We start from the raw sequence: 21,866 nt of genomic DNA, 5'->3' as shown, positions 1-21,866 counted from the left end.
AATAGTATCCATTTAAAATTGAAAGCTGGTTCTATTTGTAAAAAAATATGAAAAATGAGCTCGTCATTGCATCCTATTCAAATATAAATGAATAGGAATAGGCAAAGGCTTTTTTTTTGCCTAAATTAGCTCGTACGTATATAAATGGAACTTTTTCGTTTTGCTCGCATTAAATGAAATAGCGAGAAAATATTACTTTTAATAGAAAGGAAGTGAGGTTGTTGGCCTTTGTACAAACATATACAAAAACAGATTCGCTTTTTATGGTGCATACAGGAAATACGTTAGGGATGCGCGGTATTACGACAGCTACTGCATATCAATATAACGCATTAATTTCCACAAATACAAATTTGAGTTTTGCTGGGGTGCCGTCTTCCACAGATGCGGATACCTTTGCAGGAACGACGAATGATTGGACATTAAATGGTTCATGGGCAAGGTTAAATCCTTCACTAACAGACGTACCAGCAACAGCAACTGTAGATTTTGCGATGTTAGTTTGGCAAGGAACATTGGGAGGTACTGTTACAGAAGAGGTAGTAAATGCGAATACTCCAACATTCAGAACTCCGGATGATGTGACTCACACTATTACAAGTACGCCTGCGTGGGGAGAAACAAGGTCGAGTGGGACATTTCAAGGTACGATTTATACACGTGCAGCTAATGTGACGAGTATTCTTCAAGGACTTCCTAATCGTGCTGTAGGTGATTATTTTGTAGAACGTGTTCCAACAGCAAATCCACCTTTGCAAGGAACAGGGGTAGGGTGGGCATTAGTTGTTGTATATCGTGATAATTCATATCCTGTTAGGAATGTTAGTTTATATACTGGGTTACTCATTTCTACATTGGGTGAGACGGCGACGATTTCAAATTTTATCACTCCTGCTGTAGCACCAGTTAATGCTCGTGTATTTACAATGGCGATAAATGGTGATACAGATGCGACAGGTGATAGATTTAACTTAAATGGTACGGGACTTTCAGGACCTAATAATTTAATAAACAACTTTTTTGCTTCACAAGTAAATAATTATTTGGGGAATTTAAATACAGTCGGAAGTTTTGGGGATAGAAATATGCCCATTGGTACTTCTGCGACTAATCGGCGTGCAGAATTTGATGTGACAAATGTACCTGCAAATGGGGTGTTAACAGCTGGATCAACTTCTACGACAGTGAATATCCCAAATACATTTGACTATCTTTATGCTGGTGCTGTAGGTTTGCAAATAGAGTTAGGAGAGGCACCGTCTAACTGCTACAAAATCAGTAACTGTAAGTTAAATTGATAGAAAAATTCTCGTAAATTAATAGGGAGGAATTCTTTTGGCTTTCGTTCAAGCTTACGGTAAAAATGATAACTTATTTATGATGCATACGGGTAATACGATGGGAATGCGCGGTACTGCAAATACAAACTTTGCTTACAATGCACTTATAACATTAAATACGGATTCTACTTTTGGAGGAGTTCCTTCATCGACAGATCCGAATACATTTGGAGGTACAACAAATGATTGGACATTAGATGGCTCATGGGCTGAATTAAATCCATCGACTACTATCGTTCCAGCTACGGCGGTTGTAGATTTTGCGTTACTTGTTTGGTCAGGTGGATTGGATACGGCTGTTACAACTGCTGTTGTTGATGCGAATCCTCCAAATTTAGTTACGCCTGATGGAACGAGTACACAAGTGACAATTAATTCAGCATGGTCATCAGAAGGGACAAATCTCCCTTTTATAGCAAATGTTTATAACCGAGCAGCAGACGTCACATCTTTACTGCAAGGTTTACCGAATCGAGCGGCAGGAAGATATAGTGTAACGAGATTACCTACGCGTCAGCCAGTTGGTTATGGTGCTGGATGGTCTTTAATTGTAGTTTATCGTGATTCCTCCTATCCAATGAGAAATGTAAGCTTATTTCCAGGTTTTTTATTATCAGGTACACCACAAACCATTTCAGGATTTTTTACGCCAGCTACAGGAACAGTGACAGCGCGAGCCTTTGTAATGGCAGTAAATGGTGATCCGAACTTTACAGGTGATAATTTTCAGTTGAATTCTGTGACATTAACGGGACCGAATAATCCATCAGGAAATTTTTTTAGAGGGCAAGTGAATGATATTAACGGAAATTTAAATACAATTGGTAGTTTTGCGGATCGGAATTTTTCAGGAACAACTACAAATGCAAATGCAAGAGCTGAATTTGATATTACAAATGTAAATGCAACAGGTTCTATTGCACCAAATACGACATCTACACAAGTAAATATTACAGGTACAGGGGATACGATTTATACAAGTGCGGTTGGATTACAAATAGATTTGGCAGAAGCTAGATTAACAGCCGAAAAATCTGTAACTGTAAGTTAAAAAAGATTGCTATAAGCTAGCAATCTTTCTTTTATGAGGAGGATTTTGTCAGTAAAGATTCATAATGAGAATAATCAATTTCTTTTTCTTGTAGTTTTTTTACTAAAAATTTATGATCACGTTTCGGTGTAGCGATAATATACCCTTTAATAATTAAATCTTGTGTAATTTGAGAGGCTTTTTCTTGTAATGCAAGCTCTCCGATTTTGCCAGCAATTTTTGATTTAGCAACATCGCGAAATAATTCTGGAACAGGACTTACGAGCTCTTCTAACAATTGTTTTTGTTCGTCATCCCACAAATGCCTAGTTTTATTAATATAGTGCTCTTCCCAATCTAAAATGGACATACCATCTTCTTTTGGTAGTCGTTTCAGAAATTTTCTGAACATAAAATATCCACCGATAGACATAAGCCCTAATAAAATAACAGTCCATAGCACAATAAACCAACTGAACCATCCTTCGAGCAAATATATCCCCCCTTAATGATTGCGGTTTTCTATTATTCATATTATAAACAGTGAGATTCATAGAAAGCAAGAACGCTTGGTCATTTTGACCAAGCGTTATCATTTAAACAAAGTATAGTTGTTCCACACATAAATTATTATTATCATCTTCTACATATTCAATGATTAATGTGCCAACTTTACGATCTTTATCTTCAGTTGTGAAAATAGAGTAAGAAGTAAAACGTGCTGTTGATAGGCCACTTATATGTGTAGGTAAAGAAATGTAGTCGTTATCGCGGAAGAATTCCATCAGTTCAATATCCTCAAATTCTTTTCGGTCAACTTGTTTGTTTGTATAGTGGCGTTGAAGTTGTTTTAAAGACTCATTCCAAGAAATTGCTTTTGTATCGTATACCATTGTCTTATCTCCTTACTGTATGTAATCATTAAGAACATACGTTCTAAACTAGTATACTCTTTTTATTAGAAAAGGGAAAGCAAAAAATAATGTAAGCTTGGATTTCCAAGCTTACATTATTGATGCGTCCGTCATAATCTCTATTTTTTATTATAAGTTACATAAGAATAAGAAACAAGATGATATATATTTTGTTGATGGTTTTAAAAATTCTGTATATTATGAATGTACTAAAGTGCAAGGGAATGAGAGGGATGGCATATGTAATTTCACGCCAAGGACCGATGGCAAGTGGAAAAACAACATTGGCTAAAAGATTAGAACGATATGGGCTTTCAGTTATATATGAAAATCCTTATCCAATTGTAGAAAAGCGAAAACAATTAAATTTGGATATGAATTCAAAAGAAGGGTTTATAGTAAATCAAAAAATGTTTATAGAAGCTAAAATAAAGGAGTTTCAAAATGCGAAGGGTTCAGTCGTTATTTTTGATCGTGGACCTGAAGATATTGAATTTTATACACTTTTTTATCCAATGATTATAGGGAAAGAGTGGGATATAGAAACTGAATTGAAAGATGAATTATATAAATTAAGAGAATGCCGTTCAGATGCTATTTTTTATTTAGATGTGACGAAAAAGAATGTATATGATAGAAAAAATAACGATAGAACAAGAAAGCGAAGTACATTTGAGGAGCAATTTAAATTAGTAGAAACTGAAAAAGACTGGTATAAACAATTTCCTATAACTTATGTGGACACGAATAGATTAACAGCAGAAGAATTAGAAGTATATTTTATGGATTGGTTAAAGGAAAGAGGGCTATGAAAAAAATACTTTTATTTGTATACCCAACATTTGCGGAGTTTGAAATAACAGTAGCAACGGCATTGCTGAAAAACAAATATGGAATCATTACAGCAGGTTTAACAAAAGAATTGATTATAAGTGAAACGGGTTTGCAAGTGCAACCACATATAGAATTAAGAGAAGTGCGTGTGGAAGAATATGAGGGAATTATTATTCCAGGCGGAGATGCGATACATATGAAGGATGCGGCAGGACTCTTTGCAGTCATCCGTCAATTTCACGAACAAGAAAAATTAGTAGCTGCTATTTGTGCTGGACCGTATGTGCTAGCAAAAGCAGGATTATTCAAAGAAAACTCGTATACAGTAACTATGGATTATAGAAAATTAGATTGTTTTCCAGTAGAAAATTTTGTGTATGAAGAAGTTGTGCAACATTCAAATATTATTACAGCACAGGGGCATGCATTTGTGCCATTTGGAATAGCGATTGCCTCTTATTTTTGGGTAACAAACGAACATAATATAAATTTTTACAGTGGTAAGGGGAATGTGATGATGGAGGAGCTTTTACTTAAAAATATGTAAAAGCTAGCGAATGCTAGCTTTTTTCTTTTTGACATCGATAAATGGCTAACGTTTTCGGATCGCGCCATATACCGTTATGAAGTAACAATTCATTTTTTACTTCTTCTTTTAGCCATTCCTTCATTTCGGCGTGAAGATGTGTATTATCAGGTATATTTAGCGACGGAAACATGCTAGAAATATAGTTTACAATTGGAGTAGCATGATGAAAAACGAGAGCATTATGAATAACTGCTTCTTCAACAGTTGGAAAAACAGACTGTAATATCTCTTTACCATTTTCCAAACAAAATGGCGTGACTGAAGATGTTGTTTTCGGTAAATCAAATGCGCCTAACATGCGGTTACACATTTCAACTATACGAGGTAATGTAACGTCAGAATTTGTTGTAGCTAAAAGTGAGCCGCCAGGACGTATTACTTTATGGAACCCTTGGATGGTTTTTTCAACATCTTTCATGTAATATAACATATGTCTTGCGACGATCCAGTCGTAGCAATTGGCTTCAAAAGGAAGTTTTTCAGCGTCACCTAGTCTCCATTCAATTAAATTATTCGTTTTAGTGGCTTCAGAGAGCATAGCTTCTGATTGATCAAAACCTGTTAATTGACCTTTATGGCCATTCGCTTGCAAAAGGGAAAGAAATTTTCCGTTAGCGCATCCAACCTCTAATATTTTCTCGTCTCCTTGAAGTTGTAAATGATCCATGACGACTTTATCTAAATTCACATGTTTTTCTTCATAATGTTTATGCGTATCGATACGAGCTTGTAAATGGTTGCTTACGTTGTATTGGCGTTTTACATCATTCATCTTTTCGCATTCCACCTTCGTGCAAAATTGCTGAATTGCGTGCGTTAATACGTCGGTTTTCTTTAAGCCTTCGTAATGGAGTGCAGCTTCAAACCTTTCAAGTAATTTTTCTTCAATTCGAAAATGAATATCTTTTCGCTTTGTCACTGAAATCTCTCCCCTTTGTATCGGTTAGTGAGACTATAACACGCCTGAAAAATTTGTGTAAATCATTTGTGTACACAAATGGAGGAGATGAAAAAATTGTTTGAATGTGAGTTTAAACTATTGACGATTTAACCGTTTTCATATATTCTTAAATTAAGAAATATTCAAATAATTAAAAGAAATGAGAGAGTCACATGCTTCTTCAAGGAACACATCGAATTGGTCGTATGGCCATGCTGTTGGCACTTGCGGATGAGAATGAAAGCCCTGTATTATCTATCCCAAAAGGTTGGAAGTATTGTACGGGGAAAGTGGGTTCGATGAATTCGCAAAAGGTTGTCGCAGCAATGGAAACAGCGGCTAAGAGCAACCAAGTTATTGAAACAGACGTTTACAGAGAAACACATGCACTTTATCACGCAATTATGGAAGCTTTGTACGGAGTGACGAGAGGTCAAATTCAGTTAGCAGACGTTCTTCGTACAGTGGGACTTCGCTTTGCGATTGTGCGCGGTACACCATACGACGGAAAAAAAGAGGGCGAATGGGTTGCTGTTGCATTATATGGAACGATTGGTGCACCTGTAAAAGGATCTGAGCATGAGGCGATTGGTTTAGGAATTAATCACATATGATTTGCCCATAGTCTATTAGTTAGAAGGGGGCCTTACTTTTTTAGGACAGAAGTCTGTCTTAAAAAGATAAGGTCCCCTTTTGCCTTTTTAAGGAGGAAAAACAATGATTACGTTAACAGGACACACATTGACAATTGAAGAAATGAAGAGGTTGTTACTTGAAGGAGAAGGTGTAACAGCTTGTCCAACTAGTATGCAAAAGGTGGCGGAGTGCCGCGAAGTAGTTGAGAAAATTGTAGAGGACGGAAAAGTCGTTTACGGTATTACAACTGGATTTGGAAAGTTTAGTGATGTGCTAATTCAAAAAGATGATGTAAAGGCACTTCAACATAATTTAATTCAGTCACATGCATGTGGGATAGGCGAGCCATTCCCTGAAGAAGTATCACGCGGTATGTTAATTTTACGAGCAAACACGATGCTTAAAGGAGTATCTGGTGTTAGACCGCTCGTTGTAAATATGCTTCTTGAGTTTGTAAATCGTAAAATTCACCCAGTTGTTCCACAACAAGGCTCACTTGGTGCGAGTGGCGATTTAGCACCTTTATCTCATCTTGCGCTCGTATTATTAGGTGAAGGTGAAGTGTTCTATAAAGGAAAACGCGTTCATGCAATGGTCGCTCTTACAGAAGAAGGTCTTGAGCCAATTGAACTTGAAGCGAAAGAAGGTCTAGCGTTAATTAATGGCACGCAGGCGATGACAGCGCAAGGAGTTCTTTCTTATATAGAAGCAGAAGCAACGGCTTATCAAGCTGAATTAATTGCATCTATGACAATTGAAGGTTTACAAGGCATTATTGATGCATTTGATGAAAATGTTCATAAAGCACGTGGTTATAAAGAGCAAGTGGAAGTAGCGAGCAGAATTCGTGACATCCTTCATGATAGTAAATTAACAACAAAACAAGGAGAACTACGTGTGCAGGATGCATATTCACTTCGCTGTATTCCGCAAGTACACGGTGCTTCTTGGCAAGTTTTAAATTATGTGAAAGAAAAATTAGAAATTGAAATGAATGCAGCAACGGATAATCCGCTAATCTTTGATGGCGGGGAAAAAGTAATTTCAGGTGGTAATTTCCACGGTCAACCAATTGCATTTGCGATGGACTTCTTAAAAGTAGGGATGGCAGAACTTGCAAATATTTCAGAGCGTCGTATTGAGCGTTTAGTGAATCCGCAATTAAACGATTTACCACCATTTTTAAGTCCAGAACCAGGACTTCAGTCTGGTGCAATGATTATGCAATATGCTGCAGCGTCACTAGTTTCTGAAAATAAAACGTTAGCACATCCGGCGAGTGTTGATTCAATCCCGTCATCAGCTAACCAAGAAGATCACGTAAGTATGGGAACAATCGCTTCACGCCATGCACATCAAATTATTCAAAACGTAAGACGTGTTCTTTCAATTGAGATGATTTGTGCGATGCAAGCTGCAGAATATCGCGGTATTGAAAACATGAGTACAGTGACGAAAAGTTTCTATCATCAAGGTCGTCAGCAAGTGCCTTCTATTACAAATGACCGTATATTCTCAACGGATATTGAAAATATTGCGCATTGGTTAAAAACGAATTATTCGATCAAAGAAAGATTAGATGTAAACGCAGCACTATAAAATGAGAAAAGGGAGAGATTGAAATGGAAAAAGTTAAACAAACAATTCGCGCGCCAAGAGGTACGGAGTTACAAACGAAAGGGTGGGTGCAAGAAGCTGCACTTCGTATGTTAATGAACAATTTAGATCCGGAAGTTGCTGAAAAGCCAGAAGAATTAGTTGTATATGGTGGGATCGGCCGTGCAGCTCGTAACTGGGAAAGCTACAATGCAATTGTAGATTCATTAAAAACGTTAGAAAGCGATGAAACTTTACTTGTTCAATCAGGAAAACCAGTTGCAATCTTTAAATCACATGAAGATGCACCTCGCGTTCTTTTAGCGAACTCAAACTTAGTACCGAAGTGGGCGAACTGGAATCACTTCCGTGAACTAGAGAAAAAAGGTCTTATGATGTATGGACAAATGACAGCAGGTAGCTGGATTTACATTGGAACACAAGGTATTTTACAAGGAACATATGAAACGTTTGGTGAAGCGGCACGTCAACATTTCGGTGGTTCATTAAAAGGTACATTAACACTTACTGCTGGTTTAGGTGGTATGGGAGGTGCACAACCTCTTGCTGTAACGATGAATGGCGGTGTTGTTATCGCTATTGATGTTGATAAGCGCAGCATTGATCGTCGTATTGAAAAGAGATACTGTGATATGTATACAGAATCATTAGAAGAAGCATTAACGGTTGCGAACGAGTATAAAGAGAAGAAAGAACCGATTTCTATTGGTTTATTAGGAAATGCGGCAGAGATTTTACCAGAGCTAGTGAAGCGTAATATTACGCCAGATTTAGTTACAGATCAAACATCTGCTCATGATCCATTAAACGGTTATATTCCAGTAGGTTACACGTTAGAAGAAGCAGCAAAACTTCGTGAAGAAGATCCGGAGCGCTACGTACAATTATCAAAAGAAAGCATGACAAAACATGTAGAAGCCATGCTTGCTATGCAAGCAAAAGGCGCAATTACATTTGATTACGGAAATAACATTCGCCAAGTTGCTTTTGATGAAGGTTTGAAAAATGCATTCGATTTCCCAGGATTCGTTCCAGCATTTATCCGTCCATTATTCTGCGAAGGAAAAGGACCATTCCGCTGGGTAGCACTTTCTGGTGACCCAGAAGATATTTATAAAACAGACGAAGTAATTTTACGTGAGTTTGCTGATAATGAGCATTTATGTAACTGGATCCGTATGGCTCGTCAGCAAGTTGAGTTCCAAGGTCTTCCGTCACGTATTTGTTGGCTTGGTTACGGTGAGCGCGCGAAATTTGGTCGCATTATTAATGAAATGGTTGCAAATGGTGAATTATCAGCACCAATCGTTATCGGTCGTGACCATTTAGATTGCGGATCAGTAGCATCTCCAAACCGTGAAACAGAAGCGATGAAAGATGGTAGTGATGCAGTAGCTGACTGGCCAATTTTGAATGCATTAATTAACAGTGTAAACGGTGCAAGCTGGGTATCTGTTCACCACGGTGGCGGCGTTGGTATGGGTTATTCACTTCACGCTGGAATGGTTATCGTTGCAGATGGAACAGAAGCAGCAGCAAAACGTATTGAGCGCGTATTAACTTCTGACCCTGGTATGGGTGTTGTTCGTCACGTGGATGCAGGGTATGACTTAGCTGTGGAAACTGCGAAAGAAAAAGGCGTTAACATTCCAATGATGAAATAAGGAGGAGAAAAACATGCTGGACACTTTACTAATAAATATCGGTCAATTACTAACAATGGATCAAGAAGATGGCTTGTTAAGACGGGAAGCGATGAACACGCTTCCTGTTATCGAAAACGGTGCGGTTGGAATTGAAAATGGTGTAATCACTTTCGTTGGGACAGCAGAAGAAGCAAAAGGACTTCAGGCAAAAGAAGTTATTGATTGTGGCGGGAAAATGGTTTCTCCTGGTCTTGTTGATCCGCATACCCACCTTGTATTTGGTGGATCTCGTGAAAATGAAATCGCGCTAAAATTACAAGGAGTTCCATACTTAGAAATTTTAGAACAAGGCGGAGGTATTCTTTCAACTGTAAATGCAACGAAACAATCGTCGAAAGAAGAGCTTGTTCAAAAGGCGAAATTCCATTTAGACCGTATGCTATCTTTCGGAGTTACAACTGTAGAAGCGAAGAGTGGTTACGGATTAGATGATGAGACGGAATGGAAACAATTAGAGGCAACGGCACAATTACAAAAAGAACATCCAATTGATTTAGTTTCCACATTTTTAGGTGCTCATGCAGTTCCAAAAGAGTATAAAGGTAGATCGAAAGAATTTTTACAATGGATGTTAGATTTATTACCAGAAATGAAAGAGAAGCAATTAGCGGAATTCGTTGATATTTTCTGTGAAACAGGTGTGTTCTCTGTTGAAGAGTCAAAAGAGTTTTTATTAAAAGCGAAAGAGCTTGGATTTGATGTGAAAATTCATGCGGATGAAATTGACCCTCTTGGTGGTGCGGAAGCAGCGGCTGAAATTGGTGCAGCATCAGCGGACCATTTAGTTGGTGCTTCTGATAAAGGAATTGAAATGCTTGCAAACTCTAATACAGTAGCGACTTTATTACCAGGAACAACTTTCTATTTAAATAAAGAAAGCTTTGCACGCGGCCGAAAAATGATTGATGAAGGTGTTGCAGTTGCGTTAGCTACAGACTTTAACCCGGGCAGCTGTCCAACGGAAAACATTCAGCTTATTATGAGCATCGCAATGCTGAAGTTGAAAATGACACCAGAAGAAGTTTGGAATGCGGTAACAGTTAACTCTTCTTACGCAATTAATCGTGGCGATGTAGCTGGGAAAATTAGAGTAGGTCGCAAGGCAGATCTAGTGCTATGGGATGCTTACAATTATGCTTACGTACCGTATCATTACGGCGTAAGTCATGTAAATACAGTATGGAAGAATGGTAATATCGCATATACAAGAGGTGAACAATCGTGGAGCACGGCCACTATTTAAAGAAAAATGCCAAGTTTATCGATCGTGAAGTGACAAAATGGAGTGAAATGATTAAAGATTGGGAGGAAGGCGTGGAAATATTCGGTGCGGCCTTAATTGGAGCACCCCTTTCTAAACCATCTATTAGTCATTCAGGAGCAAGTTTTGCTCCAAAAACAATTCGTGCGATGTTAGATGCATATAGCACGTACGCAATTACAGAAGAACATGATATGAAAGAAAGTGTCTTATATGATTGCGGAGATATTACGATGCATGTGACGGATATAAAAGAAAGTCATAACCGAATTGCGAAAACAGTTGGTCATGTAACGAAAGTAAATCCGAACATGATACCAATCGTTCTTGGTGGGGATCATTCGATTAGTTTTCCGAGTATAACAGGATTTGCAAATAGTAAAGGGAAGGTCGGTATTATTCAATTTGATGCCCATCATGATTTGCGCAACTTAGAAGATGGTGGTCCGTCAAATGGTACACCGTTCCGTAGTTTACTAGAAAATGGTGTTATTACAGGAAAACAACTCGTTCAAATCGGTATTCGTAATTTTTCAAATGCACGAGCGTACCATGAATATGCAAAAGAACATGGCGTGACAGTGTATACAATGAAAGATGTACGAGAGCGAGAAATAAAAGATATTATGACGGAAAGTATCGAAGTATTAAGAAAGCAAGGCGTGACTTCTATTTATATTTCTCTTGATATGGATGTACTAGATCAAGCATTTGCGCCAGGTTGTCCAGCGATTGGTCCTGGGGGAATGGATAGCGCGACTTTACTGGATGCGATTGAATTTCTTGGCAAAGAACCTCTCGTTCAAGGGATGGATATTGTAGAAATTGATCCAACTCTTGATTTCAGAGATATGACGAGCCGAGTAGCTGCGCAAGTGATTATGAGTTTTCTTTTAGCGAGAGAGACAGTCCGTAAGCAGGTTAGTATATAGGCGTGAAATTAATAGGGAATGTTTAACGATTCCGTATAAAAAACACATTACTACTTATATGTAGTAATGTGTTTTTATGTAAAAAGAGAAGGTGAAATTAGAATGTATATATGGGTGGAAAAGTTAATAAGATTGCGGGTTTTTAGTGATGTTTTACGAATTTATTTTCTTAGTTCGAAAGGATTGACATGAAAAATAATTTTATGATAAAATAAAAACTTTGCTAAAAAAGTAATTGTGTGATAAGATTGAGAAGGTTACCATATATGGAGGTGGATTATTTGTTTCAAATTGGCGATAACATTGTTTATCCAATGCACGGAGCAGGTATAATTAAGGCCATAGAAGAGAAGGAAATCGCAGGAGAAAAACAACAGTATTATGTTATAAAAATGTCGGGTAGTAATATGGAATTAATGATTCCTGCAGGGAGAATATTGAGCTCAAATATACGGCCAGTCACGGATATAACGGCGATAGCACACATATTGGATGTTTTTCAACATGGAGAATCAGATAGATTACTTACGTGGAAACAAAGGTATAAATTGAACACTGATAAAATAAAGACGGGTAAAATACAAGAAGGTGCTGAAGTTGTACGTGATTTATTACGTATGCAGAAAGAAAAAGCCCTTAATGCAAGCGAAAAGAAAATGTTAGATAATGCACACGAATTTTTGATTAGTGAACTAGGATTAATTGAAGGTATCACAGAAAGTCAAATAAAAAGCTTTTGTTAAGATTCATTACAAATAATGTATTAGATCCCAAAAAAGGTTTTGAATTTTTTGGGAACATAATTATAGAAAATTAATCATTTCAAAGACATTCAACTCTTTCAAACCACTTTTAGAGCATTAACCTCTTTTGTTATTACTACAATCAACTCCATTTTTATTTTTTAATTCTTTATGAATTTTCGAAGTTTAATTACACACTTCGATAGAATAGTTACTTGATTTTTGCAATCCTGATTCACACTGGCACGGACGAGGAGCCGTAAGGATGAAAGAGAGGTAGGGCTTTCATTGTTTTAGGTTTATAAGTTATTATTTTTAGAAGAATACTGAACCACTCTCACTTCTGCTGCTAAGGAATTTTTTATATGTGAAGAGATAATAATTGTTTATTTTCTTTATATAAAAGAGATAAACGAATTGTTAGCCATATATGGTCAATTCAAAAAGGTTTCCTGCCTAGGAAATCTTTTTTTTATTTGTATCATTCTATTTTTTAATATTCGAATGTTCGATGGTAAAGGCGTATAAATTGACGTTACTATCTAAAAGTAAGTATGATGCGATTATAGTAAGAATTTTTTAGGGGGAAGAAAAATGACAAGTTCAAATAATAAAGCAGCAAGTATTTATGAAGGAACAAATATAAACGCTGGGGGATCTTTTGAAAATATTGAAGAAACAAAGTTGTTTAATCCGATTCAAATTGGATCTTGGTCTCTTCGTAATCGCATAGCAATGGCACCGATGACGAGATGTTTCGCAAATCATGAAACGGGAGTAGTTGGTACTGATGTAGTTGAGTACTATAGAAAGCGTGCAGCTGATGGAGTTGGATTAATTATTACAGAGGGAATCGTCATTAGCCCAAGAGCAAAAGGTAATCCGGGAGTACCAGGGATTTATACACAAGAACAAATCGACTCGTGGAAGCCTGTTACAGAAGCAGTACATAAAGAAGGCGGAACGATTATTGCTCAAATATGGCATGTTGGCCGTATGAGTCATCACGAGATAATTGGTGGACAAATGCCGCAAGCACCGTCTGCTATCGCTGCAGAGGGAAATGTTCCCCGTTTTCGTAAACCATTTGATACGCCAGAAGCAATGACGTTAGAAGAAATACAAGCAGTGATTGGTCAATACGCACAAGCTGCAAAGAATGCAATCGAAGCTGGGTTTGATGGAGTAGAAATTCACGGTGCACATGGATATTTAATTGATCAATTTACTTATGAGTTTGCAAATAAGCGTACTGATAAATACGGCGGAGACTTAAAGGAGAGGTTAACGTTTATGAAAGAAGTAACGGCGGCTGTAATAGAAGCTGTTGGAGCTAATAAAACACTTCTTCGTTTCTCTGCTTTCAAAGGTGATAATCCTACTTATATGTGGGAAAACCCTGAGCTTGCAATTGAAACGTTTGTAAATATGTTCAAAGAAGTTGGATTAACGATGATTCACCCTTCAACGATGAATTATACGGCAGTTATTGCTGACGGAAAGAATTTTCATCAATTAGTAAGAAAATATTGGGATGGTACGATCGTAGGAGTAGGGAATTTAAATCCGAAAGAGGCTGAAGAAGCGTTGCAAGAAGGAATAATTGATGTAGCGGCATTTGGAAGACCTTTAATTGCTAATCCAGATTTTGTTCATCGAATTAAAAATGCTGAAAGTTTAGTTGAATATGATGCGAAAGAGCATCTTGCTACATTAGTTTGAATAAAGATAAAAGGAGAACACATCGAGTGTTCTCCTTTTATTATGGATTTTCATAGGAGGAAGCGGGATGAGTGAAACGCTACTCGTTATTATTAGTATATTGCTCTTATTAATGCTACTATTAATCATTTTTTTTATTATTACATTTTTTATTAAAAAACGGACGCATCATTCTATATTAAAGCTACATCCATACTTAGGAAGGATGCGTTATTTACTTGAAAAGATAGGACCGGAATTTAGACAATATTGGTTTGATCATGATACGGATGGAAAGCCTTTTTCACGTTATGATTTTCAAAGTGTAATGTTTTTAGCAAAGTACCGTTCTGAAATACTTGGCTTTGGATCAAAACGAGATTTTGATACATCTGGTTACTATATTGCTAATACATTATTTCCGATATTAACAGAAGAATTAAGTGTGAATGTAGCGCAAGAACGTGAAGGAAAAAAGTATGTGATTCATAAAGAAGGGTTATTTTCACGAAGAGAAAAATTGACAGCGGATACAACGAATCTTTGGTTATATGAAGAAGATGATGCGGTTATCGTCGGTGAAAATCGTAAATATCCATGGAAACTGTATGGCATGTTTGGAGCATCGGCAACTTCTTACGGTGCGATTGGCGAAAATTATATTTTAGCGAGTGGGTTTGGCGCGAAGATGGCTGGCGGTTCGTGGATTAATACGGGAGAAGGTGGTGTAATACCAGAACATTTACATACAGGTGCAAATATCGTTGCGCAAATTGGTCCAGGATTATTTGGTTACCGTGATGAGGATGGTAAGTTTTCAATGGAGAAATTTATGGAGAAAGCAAAAGAAAGAAATATTAAAGCATTCGAATTGAAATTTGGGCAAGGTGCGAAAATACGTGGTGGTCATCTAGAGGGACAAAAAGTAAATGAGAAAATTGCTTCTGTTCGAAATGTACGAGAAGGAGAAACGATTAATTCACCGAATCGATTTTCATTTTTAAATAATGCAGCAGATACACTTTATTTTATTCAGCAGTTGCAAGAAAACGGCGGTAAACCTGTCGGTATGAAAATTGTAATTGGACAGCAGGAGCCGTTGGAAGATTTATTCAAATCGATGAAAGAGTTAAATATCTATCCAGATTTCATTACAATAGATGGTTCAGAAGGTGGATCAGGTGCGACGTATAAATCGATGGCAGATAGTATGGGGATGCCGCTTATTCCAGCGTTACTGACATGTATTGATACAGCGAATCATTATGGTGTTCGGGACAAATTCAAAGTGTTTGCCTCGGGGAAATTAATTACACCAGATAAAGTGGCAATTGCTTTAGCTATTGGTGCAGATGCTATAAATTCAGCACGTGGGTTTATGATGGCAAGTGGCTGTATTATGGCGCTCCAATGTAATTCGGGGCAATGTCCGTCTGGTGTGGCGACGACGAATCCTCATTATCAAAAAGCGTTAGATCCGTATGAGAAGAAATGGCGCGTAATGAATTATGTTGTTAGTATGAGATATAGTTTGTTCTCACTTGCGGCAGCAGCGGGGGTAAAGAGCCCGCGTCATTTAACGAGAGAGCATATTGTGTTTAAAGATGAGGTGGGGCGGATAGTTCCTCTTTCAGAATTGTTTCCTACTAGTAAATAGAAGATAAGCTATGTTTAATAGACTAAAAGTCATACATTTGTATGGCTTTTTTCTTTTAAAATTCAACTAATAAACGAATGAAAATAAGGTGTGAAAAAACGTCTTTTTATTTTCTGAATATTTTTACTTTAATTTATTTTGAAACCCGGGTAATCCACTGGGATAAAGGCGTTTATGAAGGTTTTCACATGCAGTAAAAAACACCTGTTTACTTGAAAGAACAAAAAATGTTTGTTAAGGTAGGGAACCATAAGCGAAAACAAGAAAATAGAAAAAGTCATTTTTCGAAATTTTGAATGGCTTATGTAACTAAGGGAGAGATTTGGTGAAGATTGAGATTATGGTTTCGCTTGCTATTTATATGGCAGGTATGTTGTATATCGGTTATTGGTCTTATAAGAAGACATCCGATTTATCAGATTATATGTTAGGCGGAAGGGGACTCGGTCCAGCAGTTACAGCTTTATCAGCTGGTGCTTCTGACATGAGTGGTTGGATGCTAATGGGATTACCTGGTGCGATGTATGCGACAGGGTTATCAAGTGTGTGGATTGCGATAGGTTTATTAATAGGTGCTTATGCAAACTATTTAATTCTTGCCCCGCGTTTGCGAACGTATACAGAAGTGGCTAATGATTCAATTACGATTCCAGACTTTTTAGAGAATCGATTTAAAGATCGTACGAAAATACTTCGTTTTGTCTCCGCTATCGTCATTTTAGTATTTTTCACATTTTATGCGTCGGCTGGTTTAGTATCAGGTGGACGTTTGTTTGAAAATTCTTTCAACCTTGATTATAAAATTGGTTTATTTGTAACTGTCGGTGTCGTAGTTGCTTATACACTATTCGGTGGTTTTTTAGCAGTAAGTTGGACCGACTTTGTGCAAGGGTGTATTATGTTTATTGCTCTCGTATTAGTACCAATTGTTGCTTTTACAGATGTCGGTGGTGTAACAGAGACATACAATACGATTAAGCAAGTTGATGCATCGCATTTAGATATGTTTAAAGGGACCACAATTCTTGGTATTATTTCCTTTTTAGCATGGGGTCTTGGGTATTTTGGTCAACCACATATTATTGTCCGCTTTATGGCAATTACCTCTATTAAAGATTTGAAAACTTCTCGTAGAATCGGTATCGGTTGGATGGCGATTTCCATTATAGGTGCAATGCTTACTGGCTTGGTTGGTATCGCCTACTATGCTAAAAATAATGGGACATTACAAGACCCAGAAATGGTCTTTGTAACATTCTCAAACATTTTATTCCATCCGTACATTACCGGGTTTTTATTGTCAGCTATATTAGCTTCTATAATGAGTAGTATTTCCTCGCAATTACTTGTTATTTCAAGTGCAGTAACGGAAGATTTCTATAAAACATTTTTCCGTCGTAACGCAAGTGATAAAGAACTTGTATTTATCGGTAGACTGTCAGTTTTAGTAGTAGCTATGATCGCAGTTGTTTTAGCGTATCATCCAAGTGATACAATTTTAACACTCGTCGGTTATGCTTGGGCAGGATTTGGTTCAGCATTCGGACCTGCCATTTTATTAAGTTTATATTGGAAAAGAACGAACAAATGGGGCGTTCTTGCTGGGATGATTGTTGGTGCAGTAGTTGTAATTACTTGGGTACAAATTCCAAGTTTAAAAGCGACTATGTATGAAATGGTACCTGGATTCTTCTGTAGCTTATTAGCTGTGATTGTTGTAAGTTTAGTAACGAAAGAACCAGTTAAAGCAATTCATCTTGAATTTAATGAGATGGAAGCAGTGCTGGAAGAAGAAACGAAATGATTTGAAAAGGGAGTAAACGGTGAATAGCGTTTACTCCCTTTTCATTTTAAATGAAATAAGTAACTTGTTGACAAAGAAAAGTAAGTAACTTATAATAAGTGTTAAGTTTGAGGTAAATGATATTCTAAATCACGTTTTATCCCACTTTAATGGGCAGTAAAACCCCCACTGATTATGGTATTAAAGTGAGTAAATGTTTTTTGGAAACTATCTTGAAATCGAGATAATTTCGATAAGTTAAACGTTAATGTGTAATTTTATAATTAATATCTCGAATTCAAGATAAAATTATCATGACGGATTTTACTTTCTAGTATGGACAAAATGAATAATGAATTTTAATGTAAATTAATTTTTATAATGAATTAAAAAGGAGTGGACGAAATGGAAAAGAAAACAATGGGGATACATCACATTACAGCAATTGTAGGACATCCACAAGAAAATGTAGATTTTTATGCTGGTGTATTAGGTTTACGTTTAGTGAAACAAACAGTAAATTTTGATGATCCGGGTACGTACCATCTTTATTTTGGTAATGAAGGAGGAAAGCCTGGAACAATTATTACGTTTTTCCCATGGGCAGGTGCTCGTCAAGGAGTTATTGGTGACGGTCAAGTAGGGATCACTTCTTATGTTGTACCAAAAGGTGCAATGGAGTTTTGGGAGAATAGATTAGAAAAATTCGATGTTTCATATACAAAAATGACTCGATTTGGAGAGCAGTATTTAGAATTTGATGATCCACATGGTTTGCATATAGAATTAGTAGAAAGAGAAGAGGGTGAATTAAATAATTGGACTTTTGGAGAAGTTACGCCAGAAGTAGCAATTAAAGGATTTGGTGGTGCGGTTCTATTATCGGCACAGCCTCAAAAAACTGCTGAACTGTTAGAACATATTATGGGTCTTGAGAAAATTGGAGAAGAAGGCGAATTTGTTCGATTCCGTTCTTCTGCTAAGATTGGAAATATTATCGACTTGAGGTTATCAACAATCGGTCGTGGCCAAATGGGCGTTGGTACAGTGCATCATATTGCTTGGAGAGCGAGTGACGACGCTGATCAGCTAGACTGGAAAGAGCATGTGTCCCGTTTTGGATACCACGTAACTCCTGTACAAGATCGTAATTATTTTAACGCAATTTATTTTAGAGAACATGGTGAAATTTTATTTGAAATTGCAACAGATCCTCCTGGTTTCGCTCATGATGAATCGTTAGAGACGATGGGTGAGGAATTAAAATTACCGGAACAATATGAACAGCATAGAAAACAGATTGAACAAACGCTTTTGCCGTTTGAAGTGAGACATTTAGATTAAAGTGATTGAAAGGGGAAAAGGATTATGATGAAACATGTTTTTCAAAAAGGAAAAGATACGTCAAAACCAGTGTTGTTATTACTTCATGGTACAGGAGGAAACGAATTAGATTTATTACCACTTGCAGAAATAGTTGATCCGGAAGCATCTGTATTAAGTGTTAGAGGAAATGTATTAGAAAATGGCATGCCACGTTTCTTCCGTAGATTGGCAGAAGGCATTTTTGATGAAGAAGATTTGATTTTCCGTACGAAGGAATTAAATGAGTTTTTAGATGAAGCTTCAAAAGCATATGAATTTGATAGAAATAACATTGTAGCTATCGGGTATTCAAATGGAGCAAACATTGCGGCAAGCTTATTATTCCATTACGAAAATGCATTAAAAGGTGCTGTGCTTCATCACCCAATGGTGCCTAGAAGAGGAACACAATTGCCTAATTTAGCTGGGAAATCCGTGTTTATTGCTGCTGGGACAAATGATCCAATTTGTTCATCTTCTGAGTCAGAGGAATTGAAGCTACTATTAGAAAATGCAAACGCTAATGTAACAATGCATTGGGAAAATAGAGGACATCAATTAACGATGGGTGAAGTAGAAAAAGCAAAAGAATGGTATGGAAAAACAGTTCTATAAGTATAAATAATAAAAGAAGCATCTGCTAATCGTGAGCAGATGCTTCTTTTATTATTTAAGACTGGATTGCAAGGTGGGGTGAAGAAAGTGGTAGGTGAATATCGACGACCGTACCTTTATTTAATTCACTTGAAATGTGTAATTTACCATGATGTTCTTCAATTATTTTGTAACACATCATTAATCCTAGCCCTGTGCCTTTTTCTTTTAAACTATAAAACGGTTCGCCTAAACGGGAGATACGATCTTCTGGGATACCGCAACCTTCATCGATAATCCGTATTAAGATGAAATTCCCCTCTAATGGTTTTGTTTGGATGAAAATATTTCCGCCATTTGGCATTGCTTCAATCGCATTTTTTAATATATTTATAAAAACTTGTTTTAATTGGTTACCGTCACATTGAATGTCATATACGTAATCAAAATGATCCATAATGATATGAACGCTATGCATAATTGCGGTTGGTAAAATAAATGTAACTACCTCTTCAATTAAAGTTTGTATGTTACAAGTTTGGATTGCTAATACTTGTGGTTTAGACATCGCCATAAATTGACTCGTGATAGATTCCATCTGTGAAATTTCACTTAACATAACATCGATATACCACTTCTGCTCCTCATTTATTTCAGGGAGTAGCAATGTTAGAAAACCTTTTAGAGAAGTGAGTGGATTTCGAATTTCATGAGCGATTCCAGCTGTCAGTTGTCCGACTACTGCGAGCTTTTCAGATTTTCGTAATAACTTTTCCGTTTCCTTTAGCTCAGTAATATCTCTTCCCATTACGATAAGACCTTTACGGGAGCCGTCAGGGTGATAGAGAGGAACTTTCGATATACTTAAGATTAGGTCGAAATCATCTCTATGAATAATAAATTCTTCACCATGAAGAATTTGTCTTTGTTGCCATGCTAATTCATCGACTTCTTCACAATGTAAAAAAGCTTCTCGGTACGCTTCATTATATTGAATGAGTTCACTATCTTTTTTTCCGTGGTAAGGTACATGATGGAAATTGAAGCAAGAAAGTGCGTAGTCATTTGCCTCAAGCCAGCGCCCTTCATGATCTTTAAATATAACAAACGCAGGCATGGAGTTTACTAATGTACGTAACCTCTTCTCACTTTCTTTAAGCTTTTTCTCAATTCTTTCTGATTTTTCAAGAGGCTTCATAATGGCATATACGCCAGTTAGACGATTTTGGACAAAAATAGGAACTAGTTTTGTCACGACATCTAATAAGAATCCATCTTTATGATAAATAGATAAAATATACTCTTGTTGATTATCCGCTTCCGTATTCTTTATATTTTGTAATACTTGCTCAGAAATATGAGCTTCTAAAATCGAGGTAATGCTTTTCCGCTCTAACTCTGAAGAAGTGTAACCTAGTATTCTTTCGGCAGAAGGATTAGTGTGTATAATAATTCCCTCTAAATTTAATGAAATAATACCATCAGGGTTGTGTTCGAACAGAGATGCGTACATTTCTGTTAATGAACAATCTTGTATATGGTTGCGTAAACGTCTAGAAATGTTCGGATGACGTTTTCTTTGAGTTGATGAATATTTTTTACGACTCATAATAGTTCCTCCGTACAAATAGCATCTAAAAAGATTTGTCTATTCATAACTATAATATAGATGTAATGTGTATTTCTATAAAAAATGGAAGTTATAGAATAAATTTTGTTTTCTTTATTTTTCGCAAAGTGAATGTAGGGTAGTAATAAGGGGAGCTTATATTGTTTTATAAACCTTTTGTAAGTTACAGGAGTAGGTTTTCCTTATAATATTAGGATAGAGGAGGGGGAGAGAAAATGAAAAATTATATTCAAGGGATCGATCATGTACAAGTAGCTGCGCCTGTAGGGTGTGAAGAAGAAGCACGAGAATTTTATGGTGAAAAAATAGGTATGGAGGAAATTCCGAAGCCAGAGGAATTAAAGAAACGTGGTGGATGTTGGTTTAAGTGTGGAAATCAAGAGATTCATATCGGAGTTGAGCAAAACTTCAAGCCAGCAAAAAAGGCGCATCCAGCTTTTTATGTTTTAAAAATTGATGAATTTAAACAAGAGTTAATAAAGCAAGGTATGGAAGTAATAGATGACCATGCACGTCCAGATGTAATTAGATTTTACGTATCAGATCCGTTCGGAAATCGAATTGAATTTATGGAAAATAAAAACTAGGTGGAAA

Annotated in this window: 19 protein-coding genes and 1 pseudogene; 16 read left to right on the top strand and 4 right to left on the bottom strand. The window is 36.8% G+C overall.

All coding sequences use genetic code 11. From position 1 onward, the window contains the following. Positions 1-221: 221 nt before the first annotated feature. A pseudogene (locus MR083_RS04205) lies at positions 222-1,293 on the top strand (hypothetical protein). Between the two features lie 42 nt (positions 1,294-1,335). Then, entirely contained in the window at positions 1,336-2,391 is a 1,056-nt protein-coding gene (locus tag MR083_RS04200) for a hypothetical protein (RefSeq protein WP_000896226.1), read from the top strand. A 31-nt stretch (positions 2,392-2,422) separates the two neighbouring features. Here the strand turns inward: MR083_RS04200 and MR083_RS04195 are convergent, their stop codons facing one another. Next, positions 2,423-2,863: a DUF2621 domain-containing protein gene (locus MR083_RS04195; protein WP_000889381.1), complete on the bottom strand. Its 441-nt coding sequence runs from the start codon at positions 2,861-2,863 to the stop codon at positions 2,423-2,425. A 103-nt stretch (positions 2,864-2,966) separates the two neighbouring features. Further along, positions 2,967-3,263 carry a hypothetical protein gene (locus MR083_RS04190; protein ID WP_000262396.1) on the bottom strand — a complete coding sequence of 99 codons (297 nt, stop codon included), beginning with the start codon at positions 3,261-3,263 and terminating at the stop codon, positions 2,967-2,969. A 254-nt stretch (positions 3,264-3,517) separates the two neighbouring features. On the opposite strand from MR083_RS04190, the gene MR083_RS04185 reads away from it, so the two are divergent. Together MR083_RS04185 and MR083_RS04180 are read left to right on the top strand one after the other, a co-directional pair. After that, positions 3,518-4,096 carry an AAA family ATPase gene (locus MR083_RS04185; RefSeq protein WP_242268607.1) on the top strand — a complete coding sequence of 193 codons (579 nt, stop codon included), beginning with the start codon at positions 3,518-3,520 and terminating at the stop codon, positions 4,094-4,096. Next, the gene (locus MR083_RS04180) at positions 4,093-4,665 is read left to right on the top strand and encodes a DJ-1/PfpI family protein (protein WP_000722216.1); all 573 of its coding nucleotides are present in this window, start codon (positions 4,093-4,095) and stop codon (positions 4,663-4,665) included. Before MR083_RS04185 ends, MR083_RS04180 begins: the two co-directional genes overlap by 4 nt. Positions 4,666-4,678: 13 nt before the next feature. On the opposite strand, the gene MR083_RS04175 is transcribed toward MR083_RS04180, so the two are convergent. Further along, entirely contained in the window at positions 4,679-5,626 is a 948-nt protein-coding gene (locus tag MR083_RS04175) for a class I SAM-dependent methyltransferase (RefSeq protein ID WP_000166753.1), read from the bottom strand. A 194-nt stretch (positions 5,627-5,820) separates the two neighbouring features. Between MR083_RS04175 and hutP the strand changes: the two genes are divergently transcribed. The 11 genes from hutP to MR083_RS04120 all read left to right on the top strand — a co-directional run bounded on the left by hutP (position 5,821) and on the right by MR083_RS04120 (position 19,663). Beyond that, a complete protein-coding gene (hutP, locus tag MR083_RS04170; protein WP_000926516.1) occupies positions 5,821-6,261 on the top strand; it encodes a hut operon transcriptional regulator HutP in 441 nt (146 codons plus the stop codon). Positions 6,262-6,364: 103 nt separating this feature from the next. Beyond that, a complete protein-coding gene (hutH, locus tag MR083_RS04165) occupies positions 6,365-7,882 on the top strand; it encodes a histidine ammonia-lyase (protein ID WP_000631849.1) in 1,518 nt (505 codons plus the stop codon). 23 nt (positions 7,883-7,905) lie between these two features. Further along, entirely contained in the window at positions 7,906-9,564 is a 1,659-nt protein-coding gene (hutU, locus tag MR083_RS04160; protein ID WP_000416709.1) for a urocanate hydratase, read from the top strand. A 13-nt stretch (positions 9,565-9,577) separates the two neighbouring features. Next, complete coding sequence (gene hutI, locus MR083_RS04155; RefSeq protein ID WP_000887535.1) at positions 9,578-10,849, top strand: imidazolonepropionase; 1,272 nt, start codon at positions 9,578-9,580, stop codon at positions 10,847-10,849. Next, positions 10,828-11,799 (top strand): formimidoylglutamase, encoded by a 972-nt coding sequence (gene hutG / locus MR083_RS04150; RefSeq protein ID WP_000399842.1) that lies wholly within the window; start codon positions 10,828-10,830, stop codon positions 11,797-11,799. The genes hutI and hutG overlap by 22 nt, the downstream gene beginning before the upstream one ends. Before the next feature lie 281 nt (positions 11,800-12,080). Further along, positions 12,081-12,542, top strand: coding sequence for a CarD family transcriptional regulator (locus MR083_RS04145; protein ID WP_205689052.1), 462 nt, complete (start codon positions 12,081-12,083; stop codon positions 12,540-12,542). 594 nt (positions 12,543-13,136) lie between these two features. After that, the gene (locus tag MR083_RS04140; RefSeq protein WP_000204411.1) at positions 13,137-14,264 is read left to right on the top strand and encodes an alkene reductase; all 1,128 of its coding nucleotides are present in this window, start codon (positions 13,137-13,139) and stop codon (positions 14,262-14,264) included. 67 nt (positions 14,265-14,331) lie between these two features. Further along, positions 14,332-15,900, top strand: a complete 1,569-nt coding sequence (locus tag MR083_RS04135) for an FMN-binding glutamate synthase family protein (protein WP_000005191.1) — start codon at positions 14,332-14,334, stop codon at positions 15,898-15,900. 325 nt (positions 15,901-16,225) lie between these two features. Continuing rightward, complete coding sequence (putP, locus tag MR083_RS04130; RefSeq protein WP_000687612.1) at positions 16,226-17,704, top strand: sodium/proline symporter PutP; 1,479 nt, start codon at positions 16,226-16,228, stop codon at positions 17,702-17,704. 384 nt (positions 17,705-18,088) lie between these two features. Continuing rightward, entirely contained in the window at positions 18,089-19,027 is a 939-nt protein-coding gene (locus MR083_RS04125; RefSeq protein WP_242268605.1) for a ring-cleaving dioxygenase, read from the top strand. Between the two features lie 24 nt (positions 19,028-19,051). Further along, the gene (locus MR083_RS04120) at positions 19,052-19,663 is read left to right on the top strand and encodes an alpha/beta hydrolase (protein WP_000975490.1); all 612 of its coding nucleotides are present in this window, start codon (positions 19,052-19,054) and stop codon (positions 19,661-19,663) included. 55 nt (positions 19,664-19,718) lie between these two features. Here the strand turns inward: MR083_RS04120 and MR083_RS04115 are convergent, their stop codons facing one another. After that, positions 19,719-21,251 (bottom strand): BA3702 family sensor histidine kinase, encoded by a 1,533-nt coding sequence (locus tag MR083_RS04115; RefSeq protein WP_000087685.1) that lies wholly within the window; start codon positions 21,249-21,251, stop codon positions 19,719-19,721. 236 nt (positions 21,252-21,487) lie between these two features. Here MR083_RS04115 and MR083_RS04110 point away from each other — a divergent pair, with 236 nt between their 5' ends. Further along, on the top strand, positions 21,488-21,859 hold the full coding sequence (locus tag MR083_RS04110) for a VOC family protein (RefSeq protein WP_000800774.1): 372 nt from the start codon (positions 21,488-21,490) through the stop codon (positions 21,857-21,859). The last annotated feature ends 7 nt before the right edge of the window (positions 21,860-21,866 follow it).

The organism is Bacillus cereus group sp. BfR-BA-01408, from assembly GCF_022663305.1.
Classification (GTDB): Bacteria; Bacillota; Bacilli; order Bacillales; family Bacillaceae_G; genus Bacillus_A; species Bacillus_A pacificus.
Note: the sequence above shows the minus strand (reverse complement) of the source record. Positions and strands in the feature narration are given on the sequence as shown.

Bases quoted from the DNA above. Each gene is read 5' to 3' on its own strand.
- MR083_RS04190 (WP_000262396.1), bottom strand. From the start codon at position 3,263: ATGGTATACGATACAAAAGCAATTTCTTGGAATGAGTCTTTAAAACAA.
- MR083_RS04185 (WP_242268607.1), top strand. From the start codon at position 3,518: ATGGCATATGTAATTTCACGCCAAGGACCGATGGCAAGTGGAAAAACA.
- MR083_RS04180 (WP_000722216.1), top strand. From the start codon at position 4,093: ATGAAAAAAATACTTTTATTTGTATACCCAACATTTGCGGAGTTTGAA.
- hutP (WP_000926516.1), top strand. From the start codon at position 5,821: ATGCTTCTTCAAGGAACACATCGAATTGGTCGTATGGCCATGCTGTTG.
- hutH (WP_000631849.1), top strand. From the start codon at position 6,365: ATGATTACGTTAACAGGACACACATTGACAATTGAAGAAATGAAGAGG.
- hutU (WP_000416709.1), top strand. From the start codon at position 7,906: ATGGAAAAAGTTAAACAAACAATTCGCGCGCCAAGAGGTACGGAGTTA.
- hutI (WP_000887535.1), top strand. From the start codon at position 9,578: ATGCTGGACACTTTACTAATAAATATCGGTCAATTACTAACAATGGAT.
- MR083_RS04140 (WP_000204411.1), top strand. From the start codon at position 13,137: ATGACAAGTTCAAATAATAAAGCAGCAAGTATTTATGAAGGAACAAAT.
- MR083_RS04135 (WP_000005191.1), top strand. From the start codon at position 14,332: ATGAGTGAAACGCTACTCGTTATTATTAGTATATTGCTCTTATTAATG.
- MR083_RS04125 (WP_242268605.1), top strand. From the start codon at position 18,089: ATGGAAAAGAAAACAATGGGGATACATCACATTACAGCAATTGTAGGA.
- MR083_RS04120 (WP_000975490.1), top strand. From the start codon at position 19,052: ATGATGAAACATGTTTTTCAAAAAGGAAAAGATACGTCAAAACCAGTG.
- MR083_RS04115 (WP_000087685.1), bottom strand. From the start codon at position 21,251: ATGAGTCGTAAAAAATATTCATCAACTCAAAGAAAACGTCATCCGAAC.
- MR083_RS04110 (WP_000800774.1), top strand. From the start codon at position 21,488: ATGAAAAATTATATTCAAGGGATCGATCATGTACAAGTAGCTGCGCCT.